This window comes from Massilia sp. BGA-UO-ETr-WB1, assembly GCF_059567845.1.
In genome coordinates this window covers 657,132-681,582 of sequence record NZ_JCAQOT010000024.1, presented here as the reverse complement: position 1 = coordinate 681,582, position 24,451 = coordinate 657,132, and the positions used below count along the sequence as shown (strand labels likewise).

12 protein-coding genes are annotated in these 24,451 nt (G+C 65.4%); 4 read left to right on the top strand and 8 right to left on the bottom strand.

From position 1 onward, the window contains the following. Positions 1-10 precede the first annotated feature (10 nt). Both AC56DV_RS16240 and AC56DV_RS16235 read left to right on the top strand, forming a co-directional pair. Complete coding sequence (locus AC56DV_RS16240) at positions 11-1,837, top strand: DUF885 domain-containing protein (RefSeq protein WP_496315300.1); 1,827 nt, start codon at positions 11-13, stop codon at positions 1,835-1,837. A gap of 19 nt (positions 1,838-1,856) precedes the next feature. After that, positions 1,857-3,662 carry a DUF885 domain-containing protein gene (locus AC56DV_RS16235; protein ID WP_496315299.1) on the top strand — a complete coding sequence of 602 codons (1,806 nt, stop codon included), beginning with the start codon at positions 1,857-1,859 and terminating at the stop codon, positions 3,660-3,662. A gap of 139 nt (positions 3,663-3,801) precedes the next feature. Here AC56DV_RS16235 and AC56DV_RS16230 read toward each other — a convergent pair whose 3' ends face one another. The 6 genes from AC56DV_RS16230 to AC56DV_RS16205 all read right to left on the bottom strand — a co-directional run bounded on the left by AC56DV_RS16230 (position 3,802) and on the right by AC56DV_RS16205 (position 14,017). Beyond that, the gene (locus AC56DV_RS16230; protein WP_496315298.1) at positions 3,802-7,368 is read right to left on the bottom strand and encodes a response regulator; all 3,567 of its coding nucleotides are present in this window, start codon (positions 7,366-7,368) and stop codon (positions 3,802-3,804) included. Next, complete coding sequence (locus tag AC56DV_RS16225; RefSeq protein WP_496315297.1) at positions 7,365-7,967, bottom strand: chemotaxis protein CheB; 603 nt, start codon at positions 7,965-7,967, stop codon at positions 7,365-7,367. The genes AC56DV_RS16230 and AC56DV_RS16225 overlap by 4 nt, the downstream gene beginning before the upstream one ends. Continuing rightward, positions 7,964-8,818 (bottom strand): CheR family methyltransferase, encoded by an 855-nt coding sequence (locus tag AC56DV_RS16220; protein WP_496315296.1) that lies wholly within the window; start codon positions 8,816-8,818, stop codon positions 7,964-7,966. The genes AC56DV_RS16225 and AC56DV_RS16220 overlap by 4 nt, the downstream gene beginning before the upstream one ends. Next, the gene (locus AC56DV_RS16215) at positions 8,815-12,957 is read right to left on the bottom strand and encodes a response regulator (protein WP_496315295.1); all 4,143 of its coding nucleotides are present in this window, start codon (positions 12,955-12,957) and stop codon (positions 8,815-8,817) included. The genes AC56DV_RS16220 and AC56DV_RS16215 overlap by 4 nt, the downstream gene beginning before the upstream one ends. 135 nt (positions 12,958-13,092) lie before the next feature. Continuing rightward, positions 13,093-13,413, bottom strand: a complete 321-nt coding sequence (locus tag AC56DV_RS16210; protein WP_496315294.1) for an Mpo1-like protein — start codon at positions 13,411-13,413, stop codon at positions 13,093-13,095. Position 13,414: 1 nt separating this feature from the next. Then, positions 13,415-14,017 (bottom strand): ArsR family transcriptional regulator, encoded by a 603-nt coding sequence (locus AC56DV_RS16205; RefSeq protein ID WP_496315293.1) that lies wholly within the window; start codon positions 14,015-14,017, stop codon positions 13,415-13,417. 208 nt (positions 14,018-14,225) lie between these two features. Between AC56DV_RS16205 and AC56DV_RS16200 the strand changes: the two genes are divergently transcribed. Together AC56DV_RS16200 and AC56DV_RS16195 are read left to right on the top strand one after the other, a co-directional pair. Continuing rightward, complete coding sequence (locus tag AC56DV_RS16200; RefSeq protein WP_496315292.1) at positions 14,226-14,741, top strand: GNAT family N-acetyltransferase; 516 nt, start codon at positions 14,226-14,228, stop codon at positions 14,739-14,741. A gap of 226 nt (positions 14,742-14,967) precedes the next feature. After that, positions 14,968-15,945, top strand: coding sequence for an Rpn family recombination-promoting nuclease/putative transposase (locus AC56DV_RS16195; protein ID WP_496315291.1), 978 nt, complete (start codon positions 14,968-14,970; stop codon positions 15,943-15,945). Positions 15,946-15,996: 51 nt separating this feature from the next. Here AC56DV_RS16195 and rpoC read toward each other — a convergent pair whose 3' ends face one another. Then, complete coding sequence (gene rpoC / locus AC56DV_RS16190; protein ID WP_057155336.1) at positions 15,997-20,223, bottom strand: DNA-directed RNA polymerase subunit beta'; 4,227 nt, start codon at positions 20,221-20,223, stop codon at positions 15,997-15,999. A 69-nt stretch (positions 20,224-20,292) separates the two neighbouring features. Then, complete coding sequence (gene rpoB, locus AC56DV_RS16185) at positions 20,293-24,402, bottom strand: DNA-directed RNA polymerase subunit beta (RefSeq protein ID WP_496315290.1); 4,110 nt, start codon at positions 24,400-24,402, stop codon at positions 20,293-20,295. Positions 24,403-24,451 lie beyond the last annotated feature (49 nt).

Below are 24,451 nucleotides of genomic sequence, written 5' to 3'. Positions count from 1 at the left end.
GAAACGCCGCATGAAACTCCGCATCAAGCCCGCAGCACTGGCTACCGCCATGCTGCTCGCCGTAGCGCCGCTGGCACACAATGCCGCCGCCGCCGCCCCGGCCACGGCAGCCGCTCCAGCCGTTCCGGCCAAGCCGGCCGCGCCCGCGCAAAAACGCCTGCTGGCCCTGGCCGACGAATACTACGACGCCGTGGCGCGCTTCGATCCGATGAACGCCACCGGCAGCGGCAACAACCGCTACGACGACCAGCTCGGCCTGACCATCTCGCCGCAGCGGCGCGAGCGGCAGTTCGCGCTGTACCGCCAGTACGCCAGGCGCCTGCAGGCCATTCCGCGCGCGCAGCTGGGCCGCGAAGACCGCATCAGCTACGACATCCTGGACTTCGAACTGAAGGCGCTGCTGTCGCTGGCGGCCTTCCCCGACCACCTGCTGCCGCTGGAGCAGATGAGCAGCATGCCGGTGATGCTGGCCAACCTGGCCAGCGGCGAAGGCCCGCAGCCGATCGGCACCGTCAAGGAATACGAGGCCTACCTGAGCCGCCTGCAGCAGCTGCCGGGCTGGATAGACCAGGCCATCGTCAATATGGGCGAAGGCATGCGCAAGGGCGTGGTGCAGCCGAAGGCGCTGATGGCCTCCCTGCTGCCGCAACTGAAATCGCTGGCCGCCGCCACCGCCGACAGCAGCGTCTACGCCACCCCGGTGAAGAAGCTGCCCGCCGCCGCCTTCGCCGAGGCCGACAAGCAGCGCCTGGCCGCCGCCTACCGCGACACGGTGGGCGCCAGGGTGCTGCCGGCCTTGGCGCGCCTGGCCGCCTTCATCGAAACAGACTACCTGCCGGCCTGCCGCGACACCGCCGGCTACGGCGCGCTGCCGAACGGCGCGGCCTGGTACCAGGCCTACGTGGCGCTGCAAACCACCACCGCGCTCAAGCCGGACGAGATCCACGCCATCGGCCTGCAGGAAGTGGCGCGCATCCAGCAGCAGATGGCGGCGGTGGGCGTCAAGCTGGGCTACACCGGCCCGGCGGCCGGCCTGCCGCTGTGGGTGTCGAAGCAGCCGCAGTTCTTCCCCTTCAAGACCGACGCCGAAGTGCAGGCCGTGTTTCACCAGCTGAACGCCCTGCTCGACAGCAAGCTGCCGGCCATGTTCTCCGTGCTGCCGAAAGCGAAGCTGGACCTGCAGCTGGAACCCGAACTGACGCGCGCCACCGCCGCCAACCACTACACCGCGCCGTCCACCGACGGCAGCCGGCCCGGCGTGTTCTGGTCGGTGGTGAACGACGCCACCAAGTACAACGCCACCGGCATGACCACGCTGTATCTGCACGAAGGCAAACCGGGCCACCACTTCCACCTGGCGCGCATGCCGGAACTGGCCATGCCGGACTTCCGCAAATTCGGCGGCAACAACGCCTACACCGAGGGCTGGGCGCTGTACGCGGAATCGCTGGGCAACGAGATGGGCGTGTTCGACGATCCGGCGCAATACTTCGGCCACCTGAACGCCGCGCTGTTCCGCGCCGCGCGCCTGGTGGTGGACACCGGCCTGCACTCGAAAGACTGGACCCGCGAGCAGGCCATCGCCTACATGCGCGACACGCTGGGCTTCGAAGGCCGCGCCAAGAGCGAGACGGAACGCTACATGGCATGGCCGGGGCAGGCGCTGGGCTACAAGATCGGCCAGCTGCGCATCAGCGCGCTGCGCGAACGCGCCGAGAAGGCGCTGGGCCCGAAATTCAATCTGCCCGCCTTCCACGAGGTGGTGCTGGGCGACGGCACCGTGCCGCTCAGCCTGCTGGAAGCCAAGGTCGATCAGTGGATCGCCGGGAACAAATAATTTTACGAACAGGACCAATATGAAACACCGCATCATCCTGGCCGCCATGGCCGCCGCCGTCACCCTGGCCTTCGCTCCGGCCCACGCCGCCCCGTCCGCCGCAGCAGCCGAGCAGGCACCGGCCGTCAGCGCGCCCGCCGCCAAGCAGCAGTTCAATACCCTGGCGGACGAGTACTACACCGCGCTGGCGCGCTACGAGCCGGTGAACGCCACCCAGAACGGCGACAACCGCTTCGATGACCAGATCGGCATGAGCATCTCGCCGGCCGTGCGCGCAAGGCAGTTCGCGCTGTACCACGACTACCAGAAGCGCCTGAAGGCCATCGCCCGCGCGCAGCTGAACCGCAGCGACCGCATCCACTACGACGTGCTGGGCTTCGAGCTGAAAACCCTGCTCTCGTTCGAGAAATTCCCCGAGCACCTGCTGCCGCTGAACCAGATGGACAGCATGCCGGTCACGCTGGCCAACTTCGCCGGCGGCGAAGCGTCGCAGCCGATCGGCACCGTGAAGGAATACGAGGCCTACCTGAACCGCCTGACGCAGCTGCCGGCGTGGATCGACCAGGCCATCGCCAATATGCGCGAGGGCATGGCCAAGCGCGTGGTGCTGCCGAAGGCGCTGGTGCAGTCGGCCCTGCCGCAGTTCAAGAAGCTGCCAAGCGCCACGCCCGAGACCAGCATCTACTACACGGCCATCAACAAGCTGCCCGCGACCTTCGCGGACTCGGACAAGCAGCGCCTGACCGCCGCCTACAAGGACGCCATCGCCAAGCTCAATCCGGCGCTGGAGCGCCTGGCGCAGTTCATGGAGGCCGACTACCTGCCGGCCGCGCGCGACAGCTCCGGCTGGAGCGCTCTGCCGCAAGGCAAGGAGTGGTACTTGGCGGCGGTGGCCTCGTCCACCACCACGAGCATGAAGCCGGAACAGATCCACGCCATCGGCCTGAAGGAAGTGGCGCGCATCCAGCAGCAGTTCGCCGTGCTGGGACCGAAGCTGGGCTACAACGGCCCTGCGGCCGGCCTGCCGGTGTGGGTGTCCGAACAGCCGAAGTTCTATCCGTTCAAGACGGAAGACGAGGTGCAGGCCGTGTACCACAAGCTGAACGACCTGCTCGACACCAAGCTGCCCGCCATGTTCACGCTGGTGCCGAAGGCCAAGCTGGACCTGCGCCTGGAGCCTGAGCTGAGCCGCGCCACCGCCGCCGACCACTACACCGCGCCGGCCGGCGACGGTTCGCGTCCAGGCGTGTTCTGGTCGGTGGTGAACGACCCGGCCAAGTACGGCAGCACCGGCATGAACACGCTGTTCCTGCACGAAGGCAAACCGGGCCACCACTTCCATATCGCGCTGACGCAGGAGCTGGACCAGCCGCTGTTCCGCAAATACGGCGGCAACAACGCCTTCACCGAAGGCTGGGCGCTGTACGCCGAGACGCTGGGCAAGGAGATGGGCTTGTTCGACGATCCGGCGCAGTACTTCGGCCACCTGAACGACGAGCTGCTGCGCGCCACGCGCCTGGTGGTGGACACCGGCCTGCACGCCAAGGGCTGGACCCGCGAGCAGACCATCAAGTACATGCGCGACACGCTGGGCTACGACGCCGTGGCCAAGAGCGAGACCGAGCGCTACATGGCGTGGCCGGGCCAGGCGCTGGGCTACAAGATCGGCTCGCTGAAGATCGTGGAACTGCGCCAGCGCGCGCAGAAGGCGCTGGGCAGCAAATTCAGCCTCCCGAAATTCCACGAAATCGTGCTGGGCGACGGCACCGTCCCACTCAGCCTGCTGGAGGCGAAAGTGGACCGTTGGATCGCTGAAACCCGGTAGGGCGGGCTCACTCCCCAGCCGGGGTCAGTTCCGGCATCGCGACACGAACCCAGCCGTTCACCGCGCCGACTGTCGAGGTCGTGTCGCGATGCCGGAACTGACCCCAAAAGGGGAACTGGCCCCAAAAGGGGGCTGAGGGTTAGCCGTCGGACAGCAAGGCGAACAGCTCGCGGTAGCGGAAGGCTTGCGTCATATGGCGCAGGCGCTTGGCCAGGTCGGGGCAGTCGTTCTCCACCACGGCCAGCGCGCCGGCCAGGCGCTGCTGGTCCAGCTCCACCGCGCCCTCCTTCAGCGCCCTTCTCACCTCGGCGGGCAAGTCCGCCAGTTCCTCCTTCCGCACCGGCGCGAAAGCGTCCACGCCGGCCGTGCCGTCTTCACTGGCGCAGGCCGCGCGCAGGAAGCGCACGTCGAGCAGCTGTTCGATGTGGGCGTACAGCTCGGCCGTGTTGAGCGGCTTGCGCAGGAAGGCGTCCGCGCCCGCTTCCAGCGCGACTTCGCATTGCTCCTCGAACGCGCTGGCGGTGCACATGATGACGCGCACCTGGTCGCAGTCCGGCTGGCTGCGCATGCGCCGTATCGTCGCCAGCCCGTCCAGCTCCGGCATGCGCCAGTCCATCAGCACCAGGTGCGGCGCGAAGCTGGCCACGCGCGCCAGCGCTTCCACGCCGTTGCCTGCGAAGGCCACCACGAAACCCAGCGGCTCGAGCAGCTCGCCCAGCAGCAGCTGGGACTCGCGGTCGTCGTCCACCACCAGCACGCGCTTGCCGCGCTCGTGCAGCGCCAGGCCCAGCACATTCCTCAGTCCCGGCGCATCCGCCGACGGCAAGGCGCGCGGCGCTTCGGCCAGCGGCAGGGTGAGCGCAAAGCGGAACACCGAGCCTTGCCCCACCTCCGACTCCACCTGCAGCACGCCGCCCAGCAGCTCCACGTACTGGCGCGAGATCGCCAGCCCCAGGCCGGTGCCGCTTTCGCTGGCCGGCGCGCCCACCTGCACGAAGGGGTCGAAGATGCGCTGCAGGTCGCCCGGCGCCATGCCGATGCCGGTGTCGCTGATGACGAAGCTGATGCAGGCCTGGCCCGCCTCGCAGCCGGCGCCGTGCCCGGCATGCTGCTGCGCGCTGGCCTGCAGCAGCACCCGCCCCTGCTGCGTGAACTTGAGCGCGTTGCCGAGCAGGTTGATGAGCACCTGGCGCAGCTTGACCGCGTCCACCTTCACGGCGGCAGGCAGCCGCTCCATGGCCAGCTCCAGCTCCAGCCCGGCGTGCTGCGCGCGGATGCGCAGCATCTCGGTCACTTCCTCCAGCAGGCGCGCCAGGTCGGTGTCGGCCTCCTCCAGGCGGGTGCCGCCGGCTTCGATCTTGGACAGCGCCAGCACGTCGTTGATCAGGGTGAGCAAGTGCTGGCCGGAGCGGTGGATGATGTCCAGGTTGCGCTGCTGGTCCGGCAGCAGGGTGCCGGAGCGCGACATCAGCTGCGAGAAGCCGATCACCGCGTTGAGCGGCGTGCGCAGTTCATGGCTCATCTTGGCGAGGAATTCGGACTTGACCTGGCTGGCCGTTTCGGCCGCGTTGCGCGCGGCGATCAGGCTGGCCTCGGCCGCCTTCTGCTGCGAGATGTCGCGCAGGATGCCGATCACGCGCGGCCGTCCGCCCACGTCCACTTCGCTGATCGCCACGTGCATGGGGAAGGCGCTGCCGTCGCGCCGCTGGCCTTCCAGGTCCATGCTGCGCGAGCTGGCCGCGCCGGGTTCGCGCCGCACGGCCCACCCGGCCTGCGGTATCAGCTTGCCGACCGGGCGGCCCAGGATCTGCGCTTCGCTGTAGCCGAACATTTCCTCGGCGGCGCGGTTGAAACTGAGGATGACGCCCTGCTCGTCGACCGAGATGATGCCGTCGGCCGCGTTGTCGACGATGGCGCGCAGGCTGGCGTTGCGCTCGTCCACCAGCTCCAGCAGGTGGTCGCGGTGGCGCCGCATTTCTTCCTCGGCCTGTTTGCGCTCGGTGATGTCGTAGTGGATGCCGGTCATGCGCACCGCCTGGCCTTGCGCGTTGCGCAGCACCTGGCCGTCCGACTTCATGTAGCGGATGCCGCCGTCCGGATGGATCACGCGGAATTCGATGTCGTAGGGCTGGTCGCTGCACAGCGCGCGCTGGCGGGCGCGCTCGCACAGCCCACGGTCGTCCGGGTGGGTGGTGGCCAGCCAGGTGTGGTGCGCATCGCCCAGCTGGCCGGGCGCCACGCCGCACAGGTCGTACATGCGCTCGTCCCACACCAGCTCATTGGCGGCCAGGTTCCAGTCCCAGATGCCGAGCCGCGCTGCGCGCGTGGCCAGCGCCAGCTGGTCGACCAGGTGGGCACGGTCCTCCTCCACGCGGCGGCGCTGGTCGATGTCCTCGATCAGCACATCGCACACGGGGCTGTCGTCGGTGCCGGCCCGCACGAAGGTGGAGCGCACCCAGCGCGGCACGCCGTCGCAGCAGCGGATGCGGTGCTCGTACTGGCTGATGGCGCCGTTCTCCAGCGCGGCGGCGGCGCGCGCCGCCACCGGGCCGCGTTCCGGCTCGGTGACGATGGTGAGCCACAGCATGGGGTCGTCCTGGAACGCCCGCGGCGGATAGCCGGTGACGGCTTCGCAGCCGGAACCGTGGCCGTAGGAGCGCAGCTGCTTGCCTTCGCGGCGCAGCGAGAACAGCTGGTGCGTGACGGCGCCCAGCAGGCGGCGGTAGCGCTCGCGCGAGTCGGACAACTCGTCGGCGCTGCGGCGCAGCGCCTCGGTGCGTTCGGCCACTAGCGCTTCCAGGTGCGAGCTTTGCTGCTCGAGCGCCAGGCGCTGGCGGTACAGATCGCAGAACACGCGCACCTTGGACACCAGGATGTGCGGCTCCAGCGGCTTGATCAGGTAGTCCACCGCGCCCAGCTCGTAGCCCTTGAACTGCGCCGCGCGGTCCTTCATGCCGGCGGTGACGAAGATCACCGGCAGGGTGCTGGTGCGGGGATTGGCGCGCAGCAGCTCGGCCGTTTCGAAGCCGTCCATGCCGGGCATCTGCACGTCCAGCAGCACCGCCGCGTAGTCGGCGCGCAGCACCGCGCGCAGCGCTTCCGGGCCGGAGCTGGCGCGCACCAGCTGCACGTTGGACTGCTCGGCCAGTTCGCCCAGCAGGCCTTCCAGCGCCAGCAGGTTGGCCGGCTGGTCGTCCACCAGCAGCAGGCGCAGCTGCTGGCCGTCCGGGCCGGCGCGCCGCGCCGCCATCACGTTCTCCACCTGGCTCACGTAGCGCTCGAATTCGGCGATGGCCAGGCGCTGGCGGTACAAGGTGGCGAACACGTTGACCTTGGCGTGCAGCACCACCGTTTCGATCGGCTTGACCAGGTAGTCCACCGCGCCGCTCTGGTAGCCCCGGAACGCGAAGTCGCTGCCGCCCAGCAGCGCGGTGACGAACACGATGGGCACGTTGCGGGTTTTCGGATTGGCGCGCATCAGCGTGGCCGCTTCGTAGCCGTCCATGCCGGGCATCTGCACGTCCATCAGCACCAGGCCGAACTCGCGCCGCAGCAGATGGCGCAAGGCCTCCTCGCCGCTGCCGGCGGCCACCAGCTCGAGTCCTTCCACGCCTTCCAGCAGCGCAGCCAGCGCCACCAGGTTGTCGTCGTTGTCGTCCACCAGCAGGACCGGCACCGGGGCCAGGACGGCGGCGCGGCGGTTCATGCCGCCTCCATGCCGGCCAGGCGCTGCAGCAGCAACGGCAGCCTTGCCAGCGTGGCGATGGCGTTCGGCGTGCCGGGCGACAGGCGCGCCAGCGCGGCGCGCGGCATCAGGTCCATCACGGCGTCGGCCGGATCCTGCACCACGGTGTAGCCGCCCAGCTGCGCGATGCGCGCCAGCCCGGCGGCGCCGTCCGCGCCGGCCCCGGTCAGCACCACGCCGGCCAGCGCGCTGCCGAAACAGGCGGCGGCCGATTCGAACAGCACGTCCACCGAGGGCCGCGCGAAGCTGACCGGCGCGTCGGCCGACAGCGACAGCCTGCCGTCCCGCTCCACCAGCAGGTGGTAGCCGGCGGGCGCCAGGTAGGCCGTGCCTGGCTGCGGCAGCTCGCCCTCGTCGGCTTCCTTCACGCGCAGCGCCGCCGTGCTGTCGAGCAGGCGCGCCAGGCCGTCGCCGGAACCGGGCGAGATGTGGATGACCACCAGCAGCGGCAGCGCAAAGTCCGCCGGCAAGGCCGGCAGCACGCGCTGCAGCGCGTCCACGCCGCCCATGGACACGCCCAGCACGATGGCGCGGAAGCGCGGCTTCCTGGCGCCGCTCATGCCGCGGTCCATGCCGCCGCGCCGATGGCGTACTGCTTGCGGTAGATGCGGGCGGGCGCGGCCAGTTCGCGGTAGCGCGGCGCGATGGCGCGCTGCTCCAGTGTTTCCTTGGTGCCGAGGCACAGGAAGCCGCCCGGCGTGAGGCAGCCGTCGAACAGGGACAGCAGGCGCTCCTTGAGCGCGGGCTTGAAGTAGATCATCACATTGCGGCACAGGATCAGTTGCATCTCGCTAAAGTCGGCGTCGGTGGCCAGGTTGTGGGCGGCGAACACCACGTTGCGCAGCAGCCCGGGATCGAACAGCGCGCGGCCGTAGCGCGCCACGTAGTAGTCGGAAAAGGCGGCGCTGCCGCCGGCCTGCTGGTAGTTCTTCGTATAGCGCTGCATGTCGCGCAGCTCGAACATGCCCTGGCGCGCGCGCTCCAGCACCGCTTCGTTCAAGTCGGTGGCGTAGATGCGGCACTGCTCGCCCATGCCCTCCTCGCGCAGCAGGATGGCCAGCGACAGCACCTCCTCGCCGCCGGCGCAGCCGGCCACCCAGATCTTGGCGTGCGGGTAGGTGCGCAGGTGCGGCAGCACTTCCTCGCGCAGCGCCTTGAAGAAGGGCGGATCGCGGAACATGTCGGATACGTTGACGGTGATTTCCTCCACCAGCGCGCGGCACAGCTGGGCGTCGCGCAGCAGCGCCGAGGTGGCGGAGCCGAAGCTGCCGAAGCCGGACTTGGCCAGCCACGCCGTCAGGCGGCGCGTGAGCGAAGCGCTGGCGTAACCGCTGAAGTCGTAGCCGTGCGCCTGCTTCACGGCGCTCACCAGCAGGCCGATTTCCAGCGCCACGATGTCCGGCTCGTTCACGCCACTTCCCCGGCCTGGTACAGCCACACGCGCATCAGCGAGAACAGCTTGTCCAGGTCCACCGGCTTGGCCAGGTAGTCGCTGGCGCCGGCGTCCAGGCATTGCTTCTGGTCGCCCAGCATGGCCTTGGCGGTGAGCGCGATGATGGGCAGGCGCGCCCAGCGCGGGTCGCGGCGGATGCGGCGCATGGCTTCGAAGCCGTCCATCTCCGGCATCATGATGTCCATCAGCACGATGTCGATGTCCGGGTGCGCCTGCAGCTGCGCCAGCGCTTCGGCGCCGTTGCCCGCCTCCACGATGTGCATGCCCTTCTCGGCCAGCACCGAGGACAGCGAGAAGATGTTGCGGATGTCGTCGTCCACCAGCAGCACCTTGCGCTGCTCGAACATGGCTTCCTTGTCCAGCGCGCGGCGTATCATTTTCTGCTGGTTCTGCGGCAGCGAGCTTTCCACCAGGTGCAGGAACAGGCTCACTTCGCCCATCAGCCGCTCGGGGCTCTTGGCGCCCTTGACGATGATGCTGTCGGTGTAGCGGCGCAGGCGCGCCTCGTCCACTTCGTTCAGGTTGCGGCCCGAGTGCACGATGACCGGCATTTGCGGCGCGCAGGCGCTGTCGCGCAGGCGGTCGAGCAGCTCGAAGCCGGTCATGTCGGCCAGCCCCAGGTCCAACACCATGCAATCGTAGCGCTCTTGCGCCAGCAGGGCCAGGGCCTGGCTGCCGGAACGGGCGATGGTGATGTTCAGGCCATCGGTCTGCAGCAGCTCGGACACGCTCATGGCTTCGAGCTCGTCGTCCTCCACCACCAGCAGGCGCTTGTCGGTGCGCGCGATGGCCGCGCCGATGGAGTCCAGCACCGCGTCCAGCTGCTCGGCGGTGACCGGCTTGGTGATGAAGCCGATGGCGCCCAGGCCCATGGCTTTCTGGCGGTCCTCCAGGCAGGTGATGAAGTGCACCGGGATGTGGCGCGTGGCCGGGTTGTCCTTGATGCTGCGCATCACGCCCCAGCCATCGATATGGGGCAGCATCACGTCCAGCAGGATGGCGTTGGGGCGGTAGCGCTCGGCCAGCGCCAAGCCGTCCTCGCCGTCGCGCGCGACGATGGCCTGGAAGCCGTGCCCGCGCACCGTGTCGCGCAGGATGCGGGCGAAGGACAGGTCGTCCTCGACGATGAGGATGCAGCGGCATTCGGGCTGCACCCGCTCGCGGTCGTCCTCCATCACCATGGCCGGCGGGGGCTCGGCGGGGCCGGCCGGCGCCCCGCTCTGCTGCTGCTCCGGGTCCGCCATGGCGGCGCGGCCGTAGCGGGCCTCTGCGCTGAGCGGCGCCGAAAGCGGCGCCGCTGCCAGCGGTGTGGGGGGACGCGCCGCTGCCGGCGGTGCAGGGGCAAGCCCCGCCGCCGACGGCGCGGCCTGCACCGCGCCCGCGTCCAGCGGCAGGAACAGGGTGAAGACGCTGCCTGCGCCGGGCGCGCTGCTGAGCGCTATCTCGCCGCCCATGCGGCGCGCCAGCTGGCGCGAGATCGACAGCCCCAGCCCGGTGCCGCCGAACTTGCGGCTGGTGGAACCGTCGGCCTGCTGGAAGGCGTGGAAGATGCGTTCGTGCTGGTCGGCCGCCACGCCCACGCCGGTGTCGCTGACGGCAAACGCCAGCGCCGCCCCGCCCAGGCCATGCTCGCCGGCCGCCGCGCGGCGCACGCTCAGCCCCACCCTGCCCTCGGGCGTGAACTTGACCGCGTTGGCCAGCAGGTTTTTCAGCACCTGCTGCAGGCGCTGCCCGTCGGTATGCAGCTGCGGCGGGGTGCCGGCGGCGATCTCGATGCTGAAACCGAGCCCGTGGTGCTCGGCCAGCGGCTGGAACAGCGCGCGCATCTGCCCGGCCACCTCCGCCAGCGCCACGTCCTCCAGCTGCAGCTCCACGCGGCCCGCCTCGATCTTGGACAGGTCCAGGATATCGTTGATCAGATTGAGCAAGTCCTTGCCGGCGCTGTGGATGGTGCCCGCGTACTCCACCTGCTTGCCGCTCAGCTTGCCTTCCCTGTTCTGTTGCAGCAGGCTCGACAGGATCAGCATGCTGTTCAGCGGCGTGCGCAGCTCGTGCGACATATTGGCCAGGAACTCGGACTTGTAGGCGCTGGTGCGCTCCAGCTCGTCCGCCTTGCGGCGCAGCTCGCGGCTGGCCTGCTCGCTCTCGGCGCTCTTCTGGCGGATCACCTCGCGCTGCTGTTCCAGCAGCTGGGCGCGCTCCTCCAGCTCCTCGTTGGACTGCTGCAATTCCTCCTGCTGCACCAGCAACTCCTCGGTCTGCACCTGGGTCTGCTCGAGCAGGGCGGCCACCCGGCGCCGCGCGTGCTCGACGCCGATCGCCACCGCCACCGCCTCGGCCGCCTGGCGCAGCCAGTCCAGGCTGTGCGCCTCGAACACGCCGAAGGTGCCGATTTCCACCAGCCCCACCAGATCGCCGTTGTGCACCAGCGGCACCGCCGCCACTGCGGCCGGCGCGGCCTGGCCCAGCGCCGACGCCACGTCCAGGTAAGCGGGCGGCACCGGGGCCAGCACGCTAATGGCGCCGCCGCTGTCGCGCGCGGCGTTGCCGGACCAGCCCTCGCCCAGCGCAAAGCCGGCGCGCGGCGCCGTGCCCTTCGTGTAAGCATGGCTGGCCGCCAGCTCCAGGCGCTTGCCTTCCGGCTGGCACAGGTACAGCGCGCCCACCGCCCCGCCCACGTGGCGCGTGAGGAAGCTGACCACCGCCTGCGCCAGCTCGGCCAGTTCGCGATCGCCGCGCAGTTCGATGTTGAGGGCGTTGATGCCGGTCTTGGCCCAGTCCTGCAGCCGTTCCTCGTCGCGGTGCAGGCGCAGCGTGCGCGCCATGCGGGCGAAACCGCGCCCCAGGCTCTGCTGGGCGGCGCTCATGGCGGCGATGGCGCCGACCAGCGCGCCGATCTCGTCGCGCCGGGCCACCAGCCGGCCCATGGCCGGCGCGGACGTCTCGGGCGGCTCCGGCACTTCCCGGCTCAGGTCGCCCGCCGCGATGGCCTCCACCAGCTGGGCGCGCCCGGCGCTGTCGTCGCTCAGCGCGCGCAGCGTGTCCAGCACGGTGCGGATCTGGCCGGTGAGCGCCAGGAAGGTGCCCACCGCCAGGTAGGCGAACAGCGCGCAGGCCAGCACGCTGAGCGACACGGTCCAGGCCAGGCTGGCGCGCGCCTTGTCGATGCGCTGTTCGATATGCGCGCGCAGCGCCGGCGCCAGCACTTCGTTGCCGCCGGCGTAAATCTGGTCGATCAGGCTGGTGAACTGCGCCACGTAGGCTTCCGAGCTGGTCCCGAAGCGGGCGCCGATCACGTCCTCCTGCGCCATGCCCAGCGCGATGCCCATGGCGGCTTCGACATTCTGGTCCAGCCCGGTGAGCACGCCGCGCAAGGCGGGGTTGTAGCTGATGACTTTTTCCAGGCTGGCGGTTTGCAATTCGCGCGCGATGCGGGTGTGGCCCAGCAGGCCGGCCATTTCCAGCCGTTCAGTCTCGGCGACGGTCTTGCGCGCCAGGATGGCGGCGCCGAAAGCGCGGGTCTGGCCCAGCCGCTCGGTGAAAAAGGGCAGCTTGACGATGGTGTCCATCAGATAATAGCTGGCGATGTCCGGGTCCAGCGTCAGCGCGCTGGAGTCGGCCACGTCCGAGGCCAGCACCAGCATCTTGGCGATCAGCTGCTCGTGGCGCAGGGTGTTGGTCCGCTGCGTCCACTCCAGGCCGAACTGGCGCAGCGCGCGCCAGTCGGCGCTGATTTCGCGCCAGCGCGGCTCGCCCAGCACCTTGGCCGGCAGCGCCTCGCCCAGGCGCAGGAAAGCCGTGTCGACCTCGACCGCCTTGGCCTGCTGGGGCGCGGCGAAGGATTGATTCCCCCCCAGCAGTCCCGCCGCCAGGCCCCGGTCGTGCTGCACCAGCTGGATGGCGCGGTTCAGGCGCACCAGCGCTTCCAGGCCGCGCAATTCTGCGCGGGACGGTTCGATCACCCTGTCGAGCGCGCGGTACAAGCTCACCTGCAGCACCACGACGGCGCCCAGCGCTAGCAAGCCCAGCAGCAGGAACTTGTGCGCATAGCGCAGCCTGCCCATCAAATTGATGGCGGGGTAAAACAGGGCCTTCATTCTTCTCCCGATCAGGTGTCAGCGCGCGCACTGAGGCTAGGATCGGCGAGTGCCCAGATAGTGTCAAGGAGAAAAAATGTTTGCCATGCCGCGCTGCGGCGCAGCCGCCACACTATGCAAAACGAGGGCGAAAGCTTAGAAAGGCACGCGCCCAATCAGCATGTCGCGGTACATCACCCAATCGCCCAGCAGGCTATAAAAAGGATATTTAAAGGTGGCCGGGCGATTATGCTCGAAAAAGAAATGGCCGACCCAGGCAAAGCCATAACCGGCCAGTGGAATAAACCACAACAAGCCATAAGTTCCGCGCACCACGGCGGCGATGACAATCAGGACAATCAGGCTGGTTCCGATAAAATGCAGGCGGCGGCAAGTTGAATTGGAATGTTCCTGCAAATAGAATGGATAGAATTCCTTAAAGCTTCGAAAGCGGTCCGTTCCATTCGCCTTATCCATTTCAATTCTCCTCAACGCGGCTGGCATAACTCAGATCGGTTTCATCGCCCCAGACAAATACCTTGGGCTCCTGCAATACATGAACCAGGAATTGCTGGCGCTCGCGCAGGCGGCGGCGGAAATCGGGCAATGTATAAAGATTCGGATTGATCTTGCGGCGCAGGATGCGTTCCGCCACCGGCAAACGGGAAAGCAATTCGCCGTAACTGGTGTTATCGCCAATCAGCAGCAGTTCGATTTTGTCTTCGCTGGCTTCCTGTTCCTTGGCGGTGGCGCCATAGACGAAAGCCACATTAAGCTGGTCGCCCAGCGGCGACAGCGCCGAATTCAATACGCTGACCAGGCCGAAAGTCTTGCGCACCAGGCTGGATAATTCCGCGTACACCAGGCTGTCTTTATTCGGCCGGAAGCGGCGCACATTGCCGATGCGCTCGGACACGATCAACCCTGAATCATGCAGGCGGCGCAATTCGCGCTGGGCGGAAGCGCTGCCCAATCCCGTGAGGCGCATGATTTCGTTGAGGTGGAAACCATCATTAACGCGCACGAACATCAGGCCCAGCAGCTTCTGCTGGGCGGGAGTGAAGAGGGCTTGGGCGATCATGGGCCAAATCTTAGCACGGATAAGCCAGCATCTGGCATAGCAATCCGCGCCCGCGTGCATGGAAGCCGCATTCCACCGTCGCCGATGTGGCGCCGCCTCAACGCGCAGCCGGCGCGCGCTGCCGGGCTGGCCGCCACCCGCCCCGCCCGGCAGCGGTGTGGCAAAATGGGCGCTTCCGAAAATTCCACCGGCCAGCCAGGAAACCCAGATGCAACTGATTAAAGCCAGTAATGAAGACCTGCTGCAACTCGTCGATATCGTTAATCAAGCCTATCGCGGCACTGGCTGGACCAGCGAAGCCGAGTTAATCAGCGGTCCGCGCATTAACCTGCACACGCTGCAGGAAATAGCCGATGGCACTGCGACCACCGTATTCGCCGCAAAAAGCGCTGACTCGGCCTTACTGGGCTGCGTTTCCCTGAGCCCGGCGATTGATGGTCAATGGTATTTATCCATGCTGGCAGTCAATCCGGCCATTCAAGCCGCAGGCACCGGCAAAGCGATTATGGCCGCAGCAGAGAAATTCGCTGCGGAGCATGGCGCCACATCAATTAAGATTTCCGTCATCAATCACCGCGACAGCCTTATCGCCTGGTATGAACGGCGGGGCTACCGTAAAACCGGCGCCACTGAGCCATTTCCCTACCATGACCCAACCGTAGGCAAACCGCTGCGCGACGATCTCGAATTAATTACGCTGACGAAACTATTGCCAGCCGTTTGACCGCGCACTGTAAATCCTGCTTTACATTCGGCGCAAATGTGCCATCCTGTAGTTGTGAGGTGTTGCTGTTCCGGATGGACTCAAGTTACCGGGCGGACATATCACAGAAGTAAGGGGGCCGCTTTCGTAGTGGCCCCTTCTATTTTTATCGCATGCACTGCGCCTCATCAATACTGCCACTCCCCCGCCATGCCACCATTCCCCTTCAATGCAACCGGAGGCGGCAATGGCAGACGACTACGATACGCCCTGGAAAAACGCGATCAGCCGCTACTTTCCGGAGTTTATGGCATTCTATTTCCCGGCCGCTTACGCTGACATTGACTGGCAGCAGCCGGTGGAATTCCTGGACCAGGATATGGCCCAGCTGACGCCCGACTCCGTGATCGGGCCGCGCCGGGTGGATAAACTGGCCCGCGTCAGCCTGCTGACCGGACCGGCGCAGGCGGTGCTGCTGCATGTTGAAGTCCAGAATTGGCCCGGCCGTACCTTCGCCGAGCGCATTTTCGTTTATAACTATCGGATCTATGATCGCCACAGATGTCCTGTCACATCGCTGGCGGTCACCGCCGATAGCGGCTGCCGGCCGCCGCAGAACCGCTTTGGCTACGACGTGTTCGGCTGCAGCTGCTGGTTGGACTTTCCCGTGGTGTCTCTGACTAGCTACGCCAACGACCTGGCCCAATTGCTGGGCAACGCCAATCCCTTCGCGCTACTGACTGCCGCCCACATCCTGGCGCTACGCACGCGCAACCAGCGTCACGAGCGCTATGCAGCAAAACTGCAATTGATCGCCCGACTGTACGAACACAAATGGGACAGGCGGCGTACCATGGACTTTATGCGTGCCATTGGCTGGATGATGCGGCTGCCGGCCGGGCTGGAAGCTACGCTGATGCAAGCGGTGAGGAAATTGAGAAAGGAGGGAACCATGGACTATCTTCTGCCATTCGAGCGCGAGGCGCTGGCGCGCGGCGAGCAAGAAGGACTTGAACGGGGCATGCGAAGGGGCATACAACTGGGCATCCGGCAGGGGCAGGCACTGGCGCTGGAACGCTTGCTGGCGCACCGCTTCGGCATCCTTCCTGACTACGTACAGCAAATGCTGCAGGACGCGGACACTGCCCAGTTGACTGCCTGGACGGACCGTCTGCTCTACTCGGCCACGCTGGCGGATCTCTTCGGGTCGCAGCAGACCGCATAAAAAAACGCCACCCGAAGGTGGCGTTTTGCATGTTACTACGTGGCTTGAAGATTACGCTTCGTCGCCGCCGTGAGGAACTTCCTCGCCTGGCAGCTCGGCCACGATGGCCGCGCGTTCCGCGTCCAGCAGGGCTTTGCGTTCTTCCGCTTCCCAGACTTCCTTCTCGCGGCGCGCGCGGTGGAAGGCCAGGCCGGTACCGCCAGGAATCAGGCGGCCCACGATCACGTTTTCTTTCAGGCCGCGCAGACCGTCGCGCTTGCCCATGATCGCTGCTTCGGTCAGCACGCGGGTGGTTTCCTGGAACGATGCGGCCGAGATGAACGAATCGGTCGACAGCGATGCCTTGGTAATACCCAGCAGCACGTTTTCGTACGTTGCAGGAATCTTCTGAGCCGCGTTCATGCGGTCGTTTTCTTCCAGCAGCTCGGAACGCTCCACCTGCTCGCCGACGATGTAGTCGGTGTCGCCGGCGTTGACGATCTGTACACGGCGCAGCATCTGGCGCACGATCACTTCGATGTGCTTGTCGTTAATCTTCACGCCCTGCAGACGGTACACGTCCTGCACTTCGTCAACGATGTAACGCGCCAGCGCTTCGATACCCAGCAGGCGCAGGATGTCTTGCGGATCGGCCGGGCCGTCCACGATCATCTCGCCCTTGTTCACCACCTGGCCGTCGTGCACCAGCACTTGCTTGTCCTTGGTAATCAGGAACTCGTGCTTGTTGCCGTCCATGTCGGTGATTTCCAGACGCTGCTTGCCCTTGGTTTCTTTACCAAACGCAACCGTACCGGTGACTTCCGCCAGCATGCCCGCGTCTTTCGGCGAACGTGCTTCGAACAGCTCGGCAACGCGCGGCAGACCACCGGTAATGTCGCGGGTCTTCTGCGATTCGGTCGGGATACGCGCCAGAACCTCACCCACGGACACTTGCTGGCCATCCTTCACCATGATCAGCGCGCCGACCTGGAAGCCGATCGCCACTGCGTGTTCGGTGCCGGCGATCTTCACTTCGGCGCCGTCTTCGTTCAGCAGTTTCACCTGCGGACGCATGGTCTTGGTCAGCGAACCGCGGCGTTTCGCATCGATTACCACCAGGGTTGCCAGACCGGTCACTTCGTCCACCTGGCGGGCCACGGTCACGCCTTCTTCGACGTTCTCGAAACGCACCGTACCGGCGTACTCGGTGATGATCGGACGGGTCAGCGGATCCCAGGTCGCCAGGGCCGTGCCGGCCTTGATGACCATGCCGTCCTTGACGATCAGGGTCGCGCCGTACGGCACCTTGTGGCGCTCGCGCTCACGGCCGTGGTCATCGGTAATCAGCACTTCACCGGAACGGGAAATGACGATTTGCGCGCCCTTGCCGTTGGTGACGTAACGCATGGTCGAGGTGAAGCGGATGGTACCGTTCGACTTCGCTTCCACGCTCGAGGCCACTGCCGCACGCGATGCCGCACCACCGATGTGGAAGGTACGCATGGTCAGCTGGGTACCCGGCTCACCGATCGACTGTGCTGCAACAACGCCGACTGCTTCGCCGGAGTTCACCAGCATGCCGCGGCCCAGGTCGCGGCCGTAGCACTTGGCGCACAGGCCGTAGCGCGTGTCGCAAGTCAGCGGGGTGCGGACCTTGACTTCGTCAATGCCCATGCGCTCGACTTCTTCCACCATGTCTTCGTCCAGCAGCGTGCCGGCTTCGAACACGGTTTCCTGGGTTTCAGGATTGACGATGTCGGTGCCCGCCACGCGGCCGAGGATACGGTCGCGCAGGGCTTCGATCACTTCACCGCCTTCGACCATCGCCTTCATCAGCGTGCCGTTCGAGGTGCCGCAATCGTCTTCGATCACCACCAGATCCTGGGTCACGTCGACCAGGCGGCGGGTCAGGTAACCCGAGTTCGCGGTCTTCAGCGCCGTATCCGCCAGACCTTTACGAGCGCCGTGGGTCGAGATGAAGTACTGCAACACGTTCAGGCCTTCGCGGAAGTTCGCGGTAATCGGCGTTTCGATAATCGAACCGTCCGGTTTCGCCATCAGACCACGCATACCGGCCAGCTGGCGAATCTGCGCTGCGGAACCGCGGGCGCCCGAGTCGGCCATCATGTAAATCGCGTTGAACGATTCCTGGGTGGTGGTGGTGCCGTCGCGCTTGACGACGTCTTCCACTTTCAGCTGGTCCATCATGGCCTTGCCGACTTCGTCCGAGGTCTTGCCCCAGATGTCGACCACCTTGTTGTAACGCTCGCCGGCGGTCACCAGACCCGAAGCGTACTGCTGCTCGATCTGCTTGACTTCGGACTCTGCAGCCGAAATCAGGGTGACTTTTTGCGGCGGTACCAGCATGTCGTCCACGCAGATCGAAATACCGGCGCGGGTTGCCAGGCGGAAGCCCGACTGCATCAGCTGGTCGGCGAACACCACCGTGGCGCGCAGGCCGCACTTGCGGAACGACGTGTTGATCAGCTTCGAGATTTCCTTCTTCTTCAGCGCGCGGTTCAGCACGGAGAATGGCAGGCCCTTCGGCAGGATCTCGGACAGGATGGCGCGGCCGACCGTGGTTTCATAACGGGTCAGGGTGCGCACGAACTCGCCGGTCGCCGGATCTTTTGGATGCTCGACGATACGCACGGTGATGCGCGTGGTCAGTTCGACTTCCTTGTTGTCGTAGGCGCGGATCACTTCGGACACGTCCGGGAACAGCATGCCTTCGCCCTTGGCGTTGATCGCTTCGCGGGTCGCGTAGTACAGACCCAGCACGATATCCTGCGAAGGAACGATGGACGGCTCGCCGTTGGACGGGAACAGGATGTTGTTCGACGCCAGCATCAAGGTGCGCGCTTCCATCTGCGCTTCGATCGACAGCGGCACGTGGACAGCCATCTGGTCACCGTCGAAGTCGGCGTTGAATGCCGCGCAGACCAGTGGGTGCAGCTGGATGGCCTTGCCTTCAATCAGGACCGGCTCGAAAGCCTGGATGCCCAGACGGTGCAGCGTAGGCGCACGGTTCAGCATGATCGGGTGTTCGCGGATGACTTCTTCCAGGATGTCCCACACCACCGGCTCTTGAATCTCGACCAGCTTTTTAGCGGCCTTGATCGTGGTAGCCAGACCCATCAGTTCGAGCTTGTTGAAGATGAACGGCTTGAACAGTTCCAGGGCCATCAGCTTCGGCAGACCGCACTGGTGCAGTTTCAGCTGTGGACCCACCACGATCACCGAACGGCCCGAGTAGTCGACGCGCTTACCCAGCAAGTTCTGACGGAAGCGGCCGCCCTTGCCTTTGATCATCTCGGCCAGCGACTTCAGCGGACGCTTGTTGGCGCCGGTCATCGCTTTGCCGCGACGGCCGTTGTCCAGCAGCGAGTCCACTGCTTCCTGCAGCATGCGCTTTTCGTTGCGCGTGATGATCTCTGGAGCGCGCAGCTCCATCAGGCGTTTCAGACGGTTGTTACGGTTGATGACGCGGCGATACAGGTCGTTCAGGTCGGAGGTCGCAAAGCGGCCGCCGTCCAGCGGTACCAGCGGACGCAGTTCCGGCGGCAGCACCGGCAGCACTTCCATGATCATCCAGTCCGGCTTGATGCCGGAGCGCTGGAATGCTTCCAGCACTTTCAGGCGCTTGGCGTACTTCTTGATCTTCGCTTCGGACTTCGATTCCTTCAGTTCCACGCGCAGGGTCTCGGCATCGCGGTGGATGTCGATCGAGCGCAGCAGTTCACGGATACCTTCGGCGCCCATGAAGGCGGTGAAGTCGTCGCCGTACTCTTCGTACTTGGCGGCGTAGTCGTCTTCCGACATGATCTGGCACTTCTTCAGCGGGGTCATGCCGGGGTCGGTCACGACGTATGCTTCGAAGTACAGCACGCGTTCGATATCGCGCAGCGTCATGTCCAGCACCATGCCCAGGCGCGACGGCAGCGATTTCAGGAACCAGATGTGGGCGGTCGGCGAGGCCAGCTCGATGTGGCCCATGCGCTCGCGGCGCACCTTGGCCAGCGTGACTTCAACGCCGCACTTTTCGCAGATCACGCCGCGGTGCTTCAGGCGCTTGTACTTGCCGCACAGGCATTCGTAGTCCTTGATCGGGCCAAAGATCTTGGCGCAGAACAGGCCGTCGCGCTCAGGCTTGAAGGTGCGGTAGTTGATGGTTTCCGGCTTTTTGACTTCGCCGTAGGACCACGAACGGATTTTTTCAGGAGAGGCCAGACCGATCTTGATCGCGTCGAACGTCTCGTTTTGCTGAACTTGCTTGAATAGATCGAGCAGAGCTTTCATGTATCACTCCAGGTGATTGAATTCTTTAAACTGCCCCGCCGGCGGTGGCCGGCGGGGCGCGCGCTTGTGTTAGTTGCGTTCCAGGTCGATATCGATACCCAGGGAACGGATCTCTTTCACCAGCACGTTGAACGATTCCGGCATGCCTGCGTCGATCACGTGGTCGCCTTTGACCAGGTTTTCGTACACTTTGGTACGGCCGTTCACGTCATCCGACTTCACAGTCAGCATCTCTTGCAGCACGTAGGACGCGCCGTATGCCTCCAGTGCCCACACCTCCATCTCACCGAAGCGCTGGCCGCCGAACTGGGCTTTACCGCCCAGTGGCTGCTGCGTCACCAGCGAGTATGGACCGGTCGAACGCGCGTGCATCTTGTCGTCCACCAGGTGGTGCAGTTTCAGCATGTGCATCACGCCGACGGTGACCTTGCGCTCGAACGCTTCGCCGGTGCGGCCGTCGTACATGGTGACCTGGTTCTTCGACGGGGTCATGCCCAGTTTGTGGGCGATCTCGTCCGGGTAGGCCAGGTCCAGCATGCGGCGGATTTCCGACTCGTGCGCGCCGTCGAACACCGGGGTCGCGAACGGCACACCTTTTTTCAGGTTGTGCGCCAGCTTCATGATCTCTTCGTCGTCGAATTGATCGATGTCTTCCGGACGGCCCGACTCGTTGTACACGGTGGTCAGATACTTGCGCATCTCTTCCACTTTGATCTGCTGCGCCAGCATTTCGCCGATGCGGATGCCCAGGCCCTTGGCAGCCCAGCCCAAGTGGGTTTCCAGGATCTGACCCACGTTCATACGGGACGGAACACCCAGCGGGTTCAGCACCACGTCGGCCGGCGTGCCGTCGGCCATGTATGGCATGTCTTCCACCGGCACGATGCGGGAAACCACACCCTTGTTGCCGTGGCGGCCCGCCATCTTGTCGCCCGACTGCAGGCGGCGTTTCACGGCCAGGTAGACCTTGACCATCTTCTGCACGCCTGGCTGCAGCTCGTCGCCTTGCGTCAGCTTCTTGCGCTTCTCTTCGAAGGCCAGGTCGAACTGGTGGCGCTTCTCGTTGATGGATTCCTTGATGGCTTCCAGCGCGGTGGCGGCGGCGTCGTCCGCAGGGCGGATGTCGAACCAGTGGTACTTGTCCAGATCGGCCAGGTATTCCTTGGTGATCTTGGCGCCCTTGGCCAGCTTCTTCGGACCGCCGTTGACCACTTGGCCGATCAGCATCTTCTCCAGACGCTGGAAGGCGTCGCCCTCCACGATACGCATCTGGTCGTTCAGGTCCAGGCGGAAGCGCTTCAGTTCATCGTCGATGATCTGCTGGGCGCGCTTGTCGCGCACGATGCCTTCGCGGGTGAACACTTGCACGTCGATCACGGTGCCGACCATGCCCGAAGGCACGCGCAGCGAGGTGTCTTTCACGTCGGACGCTTTTTCGCCGAAGATGGCGCGCAGCAGCTTCTCTTCCGGGGTCAGCTGGGTTTCGCCCTTCGGCGTCACTTTACCGACCAGGGTGTCGCCGGCGGTCACTTCCGCGCCGATGTAGACGATACCGGACTCATCCAGACGAGCCAGCTGGTTCTCAGCCAGGTTCGAGATGTCGCGGGTGATTTCTTCCGCGCCCAGTTTCGTGTCGCGGGCCACCACGGACAGCTCTTCGATGTGAATCGAGGTGTAGCGGTCGTCTTTCACCACGTTTTCGGAGATCAGGATCGAATCTTCGAAGTTCAGACCATTCCATGGCATGAAGGCCACGGTCATGTTCTGGCCCAGTGCCAGCTCGCCCAGGTCGGTCGATGCGCCGTCGGCGATCACGTCGCCCTTGGCCACGCGGTCGCCCACTTGCACGATAGGACGCTGGTTGATGTTGGTGTTCTGGTTGGAACGGGTGTACTTGATCAGGTTGTAGATGTCCACACCGACTTCGCCAGCTTGCGCTTCTTCGTCGTTGACGCGGATCACCACGCGGCCTGCATCGATGTAGTCCACCACGCCGCCGCGCAGCGCCTGCACGGTGGTGCCCGAGTCGACCGCAACGGTGCGTTCGATACCGGTGCCGACCAGCGCCTTTTCAGGACGCAGGCAAGGCACAGCCTGGCGTTGCATGTTGGCGCCCATCAGCGCGCGGTTCGCGTCATCGTGTTCCAGGAACGGAATCAGCGATGCTGCCACGGACACGATCTGGCCCGGGGCCACGTCCATGTACTGGATGCGCTCCGGCGACACCAGGATGGTTTCGCCGGCTTCACGGGCCGAGACCAGCTCGTCGCTCAGCTTGCCTTCGTTGTTGATGGTCGCATTCGCCTGGGCGATGATGTAGCGGCCTTCTTCGATCGCGGACAGGTAGTCGATCTTGTCGGTGACGACGCTGTTTTCCACCTTGCGGTACGGGGTTTCCAGGAAACCGTACTCGTTCAGGCGGGCGTACAGTGCCAGCGAGTTGATCAGGCCGATGTTCGGGCCTTCAGGCGTTTCAATCGGGCAGACGCGGCCGTAGTGGGTCGGGTGCACGTCGCGCACCTCGAAGCCGGCGCGTTCGCGGGTCAGACCGCCAGGGCCCAGGGCCGAGACGCGGCGCTTGTGGGTGATTTCCGACAGCGGATTGGTCTGGTCCATGAACTGCGACAGCTGGGACGAACCGAAGAACTCGCGGATAGCGGCCGAGATCGGCTTGGAGTTGATCAGGTCGTGCGGCATCAGGTTGTCCGCTTCGGCCTGGCCCAGGCGTTCCTTGACGGCGCGCTCCACGCGCACCAGGCCGGCGCGGAACTGGTTTTCGGCCAGTTCGCCCACGCAGCGTACGCGGCGGTTGCCCAGGTGATCGATGTCGTCCACTTCGCCGCGGCCATTGCGCAGCTCGACCAGGATCTTGATCACGGCCAGCACGTCTTCGTTCGACAGCGTCATCATGCCGGTCAGTTCGTCGCGGCCGATGCGGCGGTTGAACTTCATGCGGCCGACGGCGGACAGGTCGTAGCGGTCGGCGCTGTAGAACAGGCCGTTGAACAGCGCTTCCACCGATTCTTCGGTTGGCGGCTCGCCTGGACGCATCATGCGGTAGATCGCGATGCGGGCGGCGGTCTGGTCCATCGTGTCGTCGATGCGCAGGGTCTGCGAGATGTAGGCGCCCTGGTCCAGATCGTTGGTGTACAGGGTCTGGATGTCGGCAATCGATGCTTCGCGCAGGCGTGCCAGCACGTCTTCGGTCAGTTCGTCGTTGGCGTTGGCCACCACTTCACCGGTTTCCGGATCGACGATGTTCTTGGCCAGCACGCGGCCCAGCAGGTAGTCTTCAGGAACCGAGATGTGCTTCAGGCCGGCCGCGTCGATGTCGCGCACGTGCTTGGCGTTGATGCGCTTGTCCTTCATGACCAGGGTCTTGCCGGTCTTCGGATCGACGATGTCGAAGCGCGCGACTTCGCCGCGCAGGCGTTCGGCCACGAATTCCATCTCGGCGCCTTCGGAGCGCAGGTGGAAGTTGTCGAATACGAAGAAGTTCGCCAGGATCTGCTCCGGCGTCATGCCGATGGCCTTCAGCAGGATGGTCACTGGCATCTTGCGGCGGCGGTCGACGCGGAAGAACAGGATGTCTTTCGGGTCGAACTCGAAGTCCAGCCACGAGCCGCGGTAAGGAATGATGCGGGCCGAGAACAGCAGTTTGCCGGACGAGTGGGTCTTGCCGCGGTCGTGTTCGAAGAACACGCCCGGGGAGCGGTGCAGCTGCGAAACGATAACGCGCTCAGTACCGTTGATCACGAACGAACCGGTGGTGGTCATCAGGGGCAGTTCGCCCATGTAGACTTCCTGTTCCTTCATTTCCTTGACGACCGGCTTGGTTGGCGATTCCTTGTCCAGGATCACCAGGCGCACCTTGGCGCGCAGCGGCGACGCGAACGTCAGGCCGCGCAGCTGGCATTCCTTGACGTCGAAGGCGGGGTCGCCCAGCACGTACGACAGGAACTCGAGACGCGCGAAGCCATTGTGCGAAACGATGGGGAAAATGGAGGTGAAGGCCGACTGCAGGCCGTCATTCTTGCGCGTCGACGGTGCGATGTCTTCTTGCAGGAAGTTGTGGTAGGACTCGAGCTGGGTAGCCAGCAGGAACGGAACGTTGTGGACGTTGGCGCGCTTCGCGAATGACTTGCGAATGCGTTTCTTCTCAGTAAATGAGTAGTGCATGGACACTCCGTGAGTGACAGAAAGGATAGAAAATTCAGGTTTTGCAAGG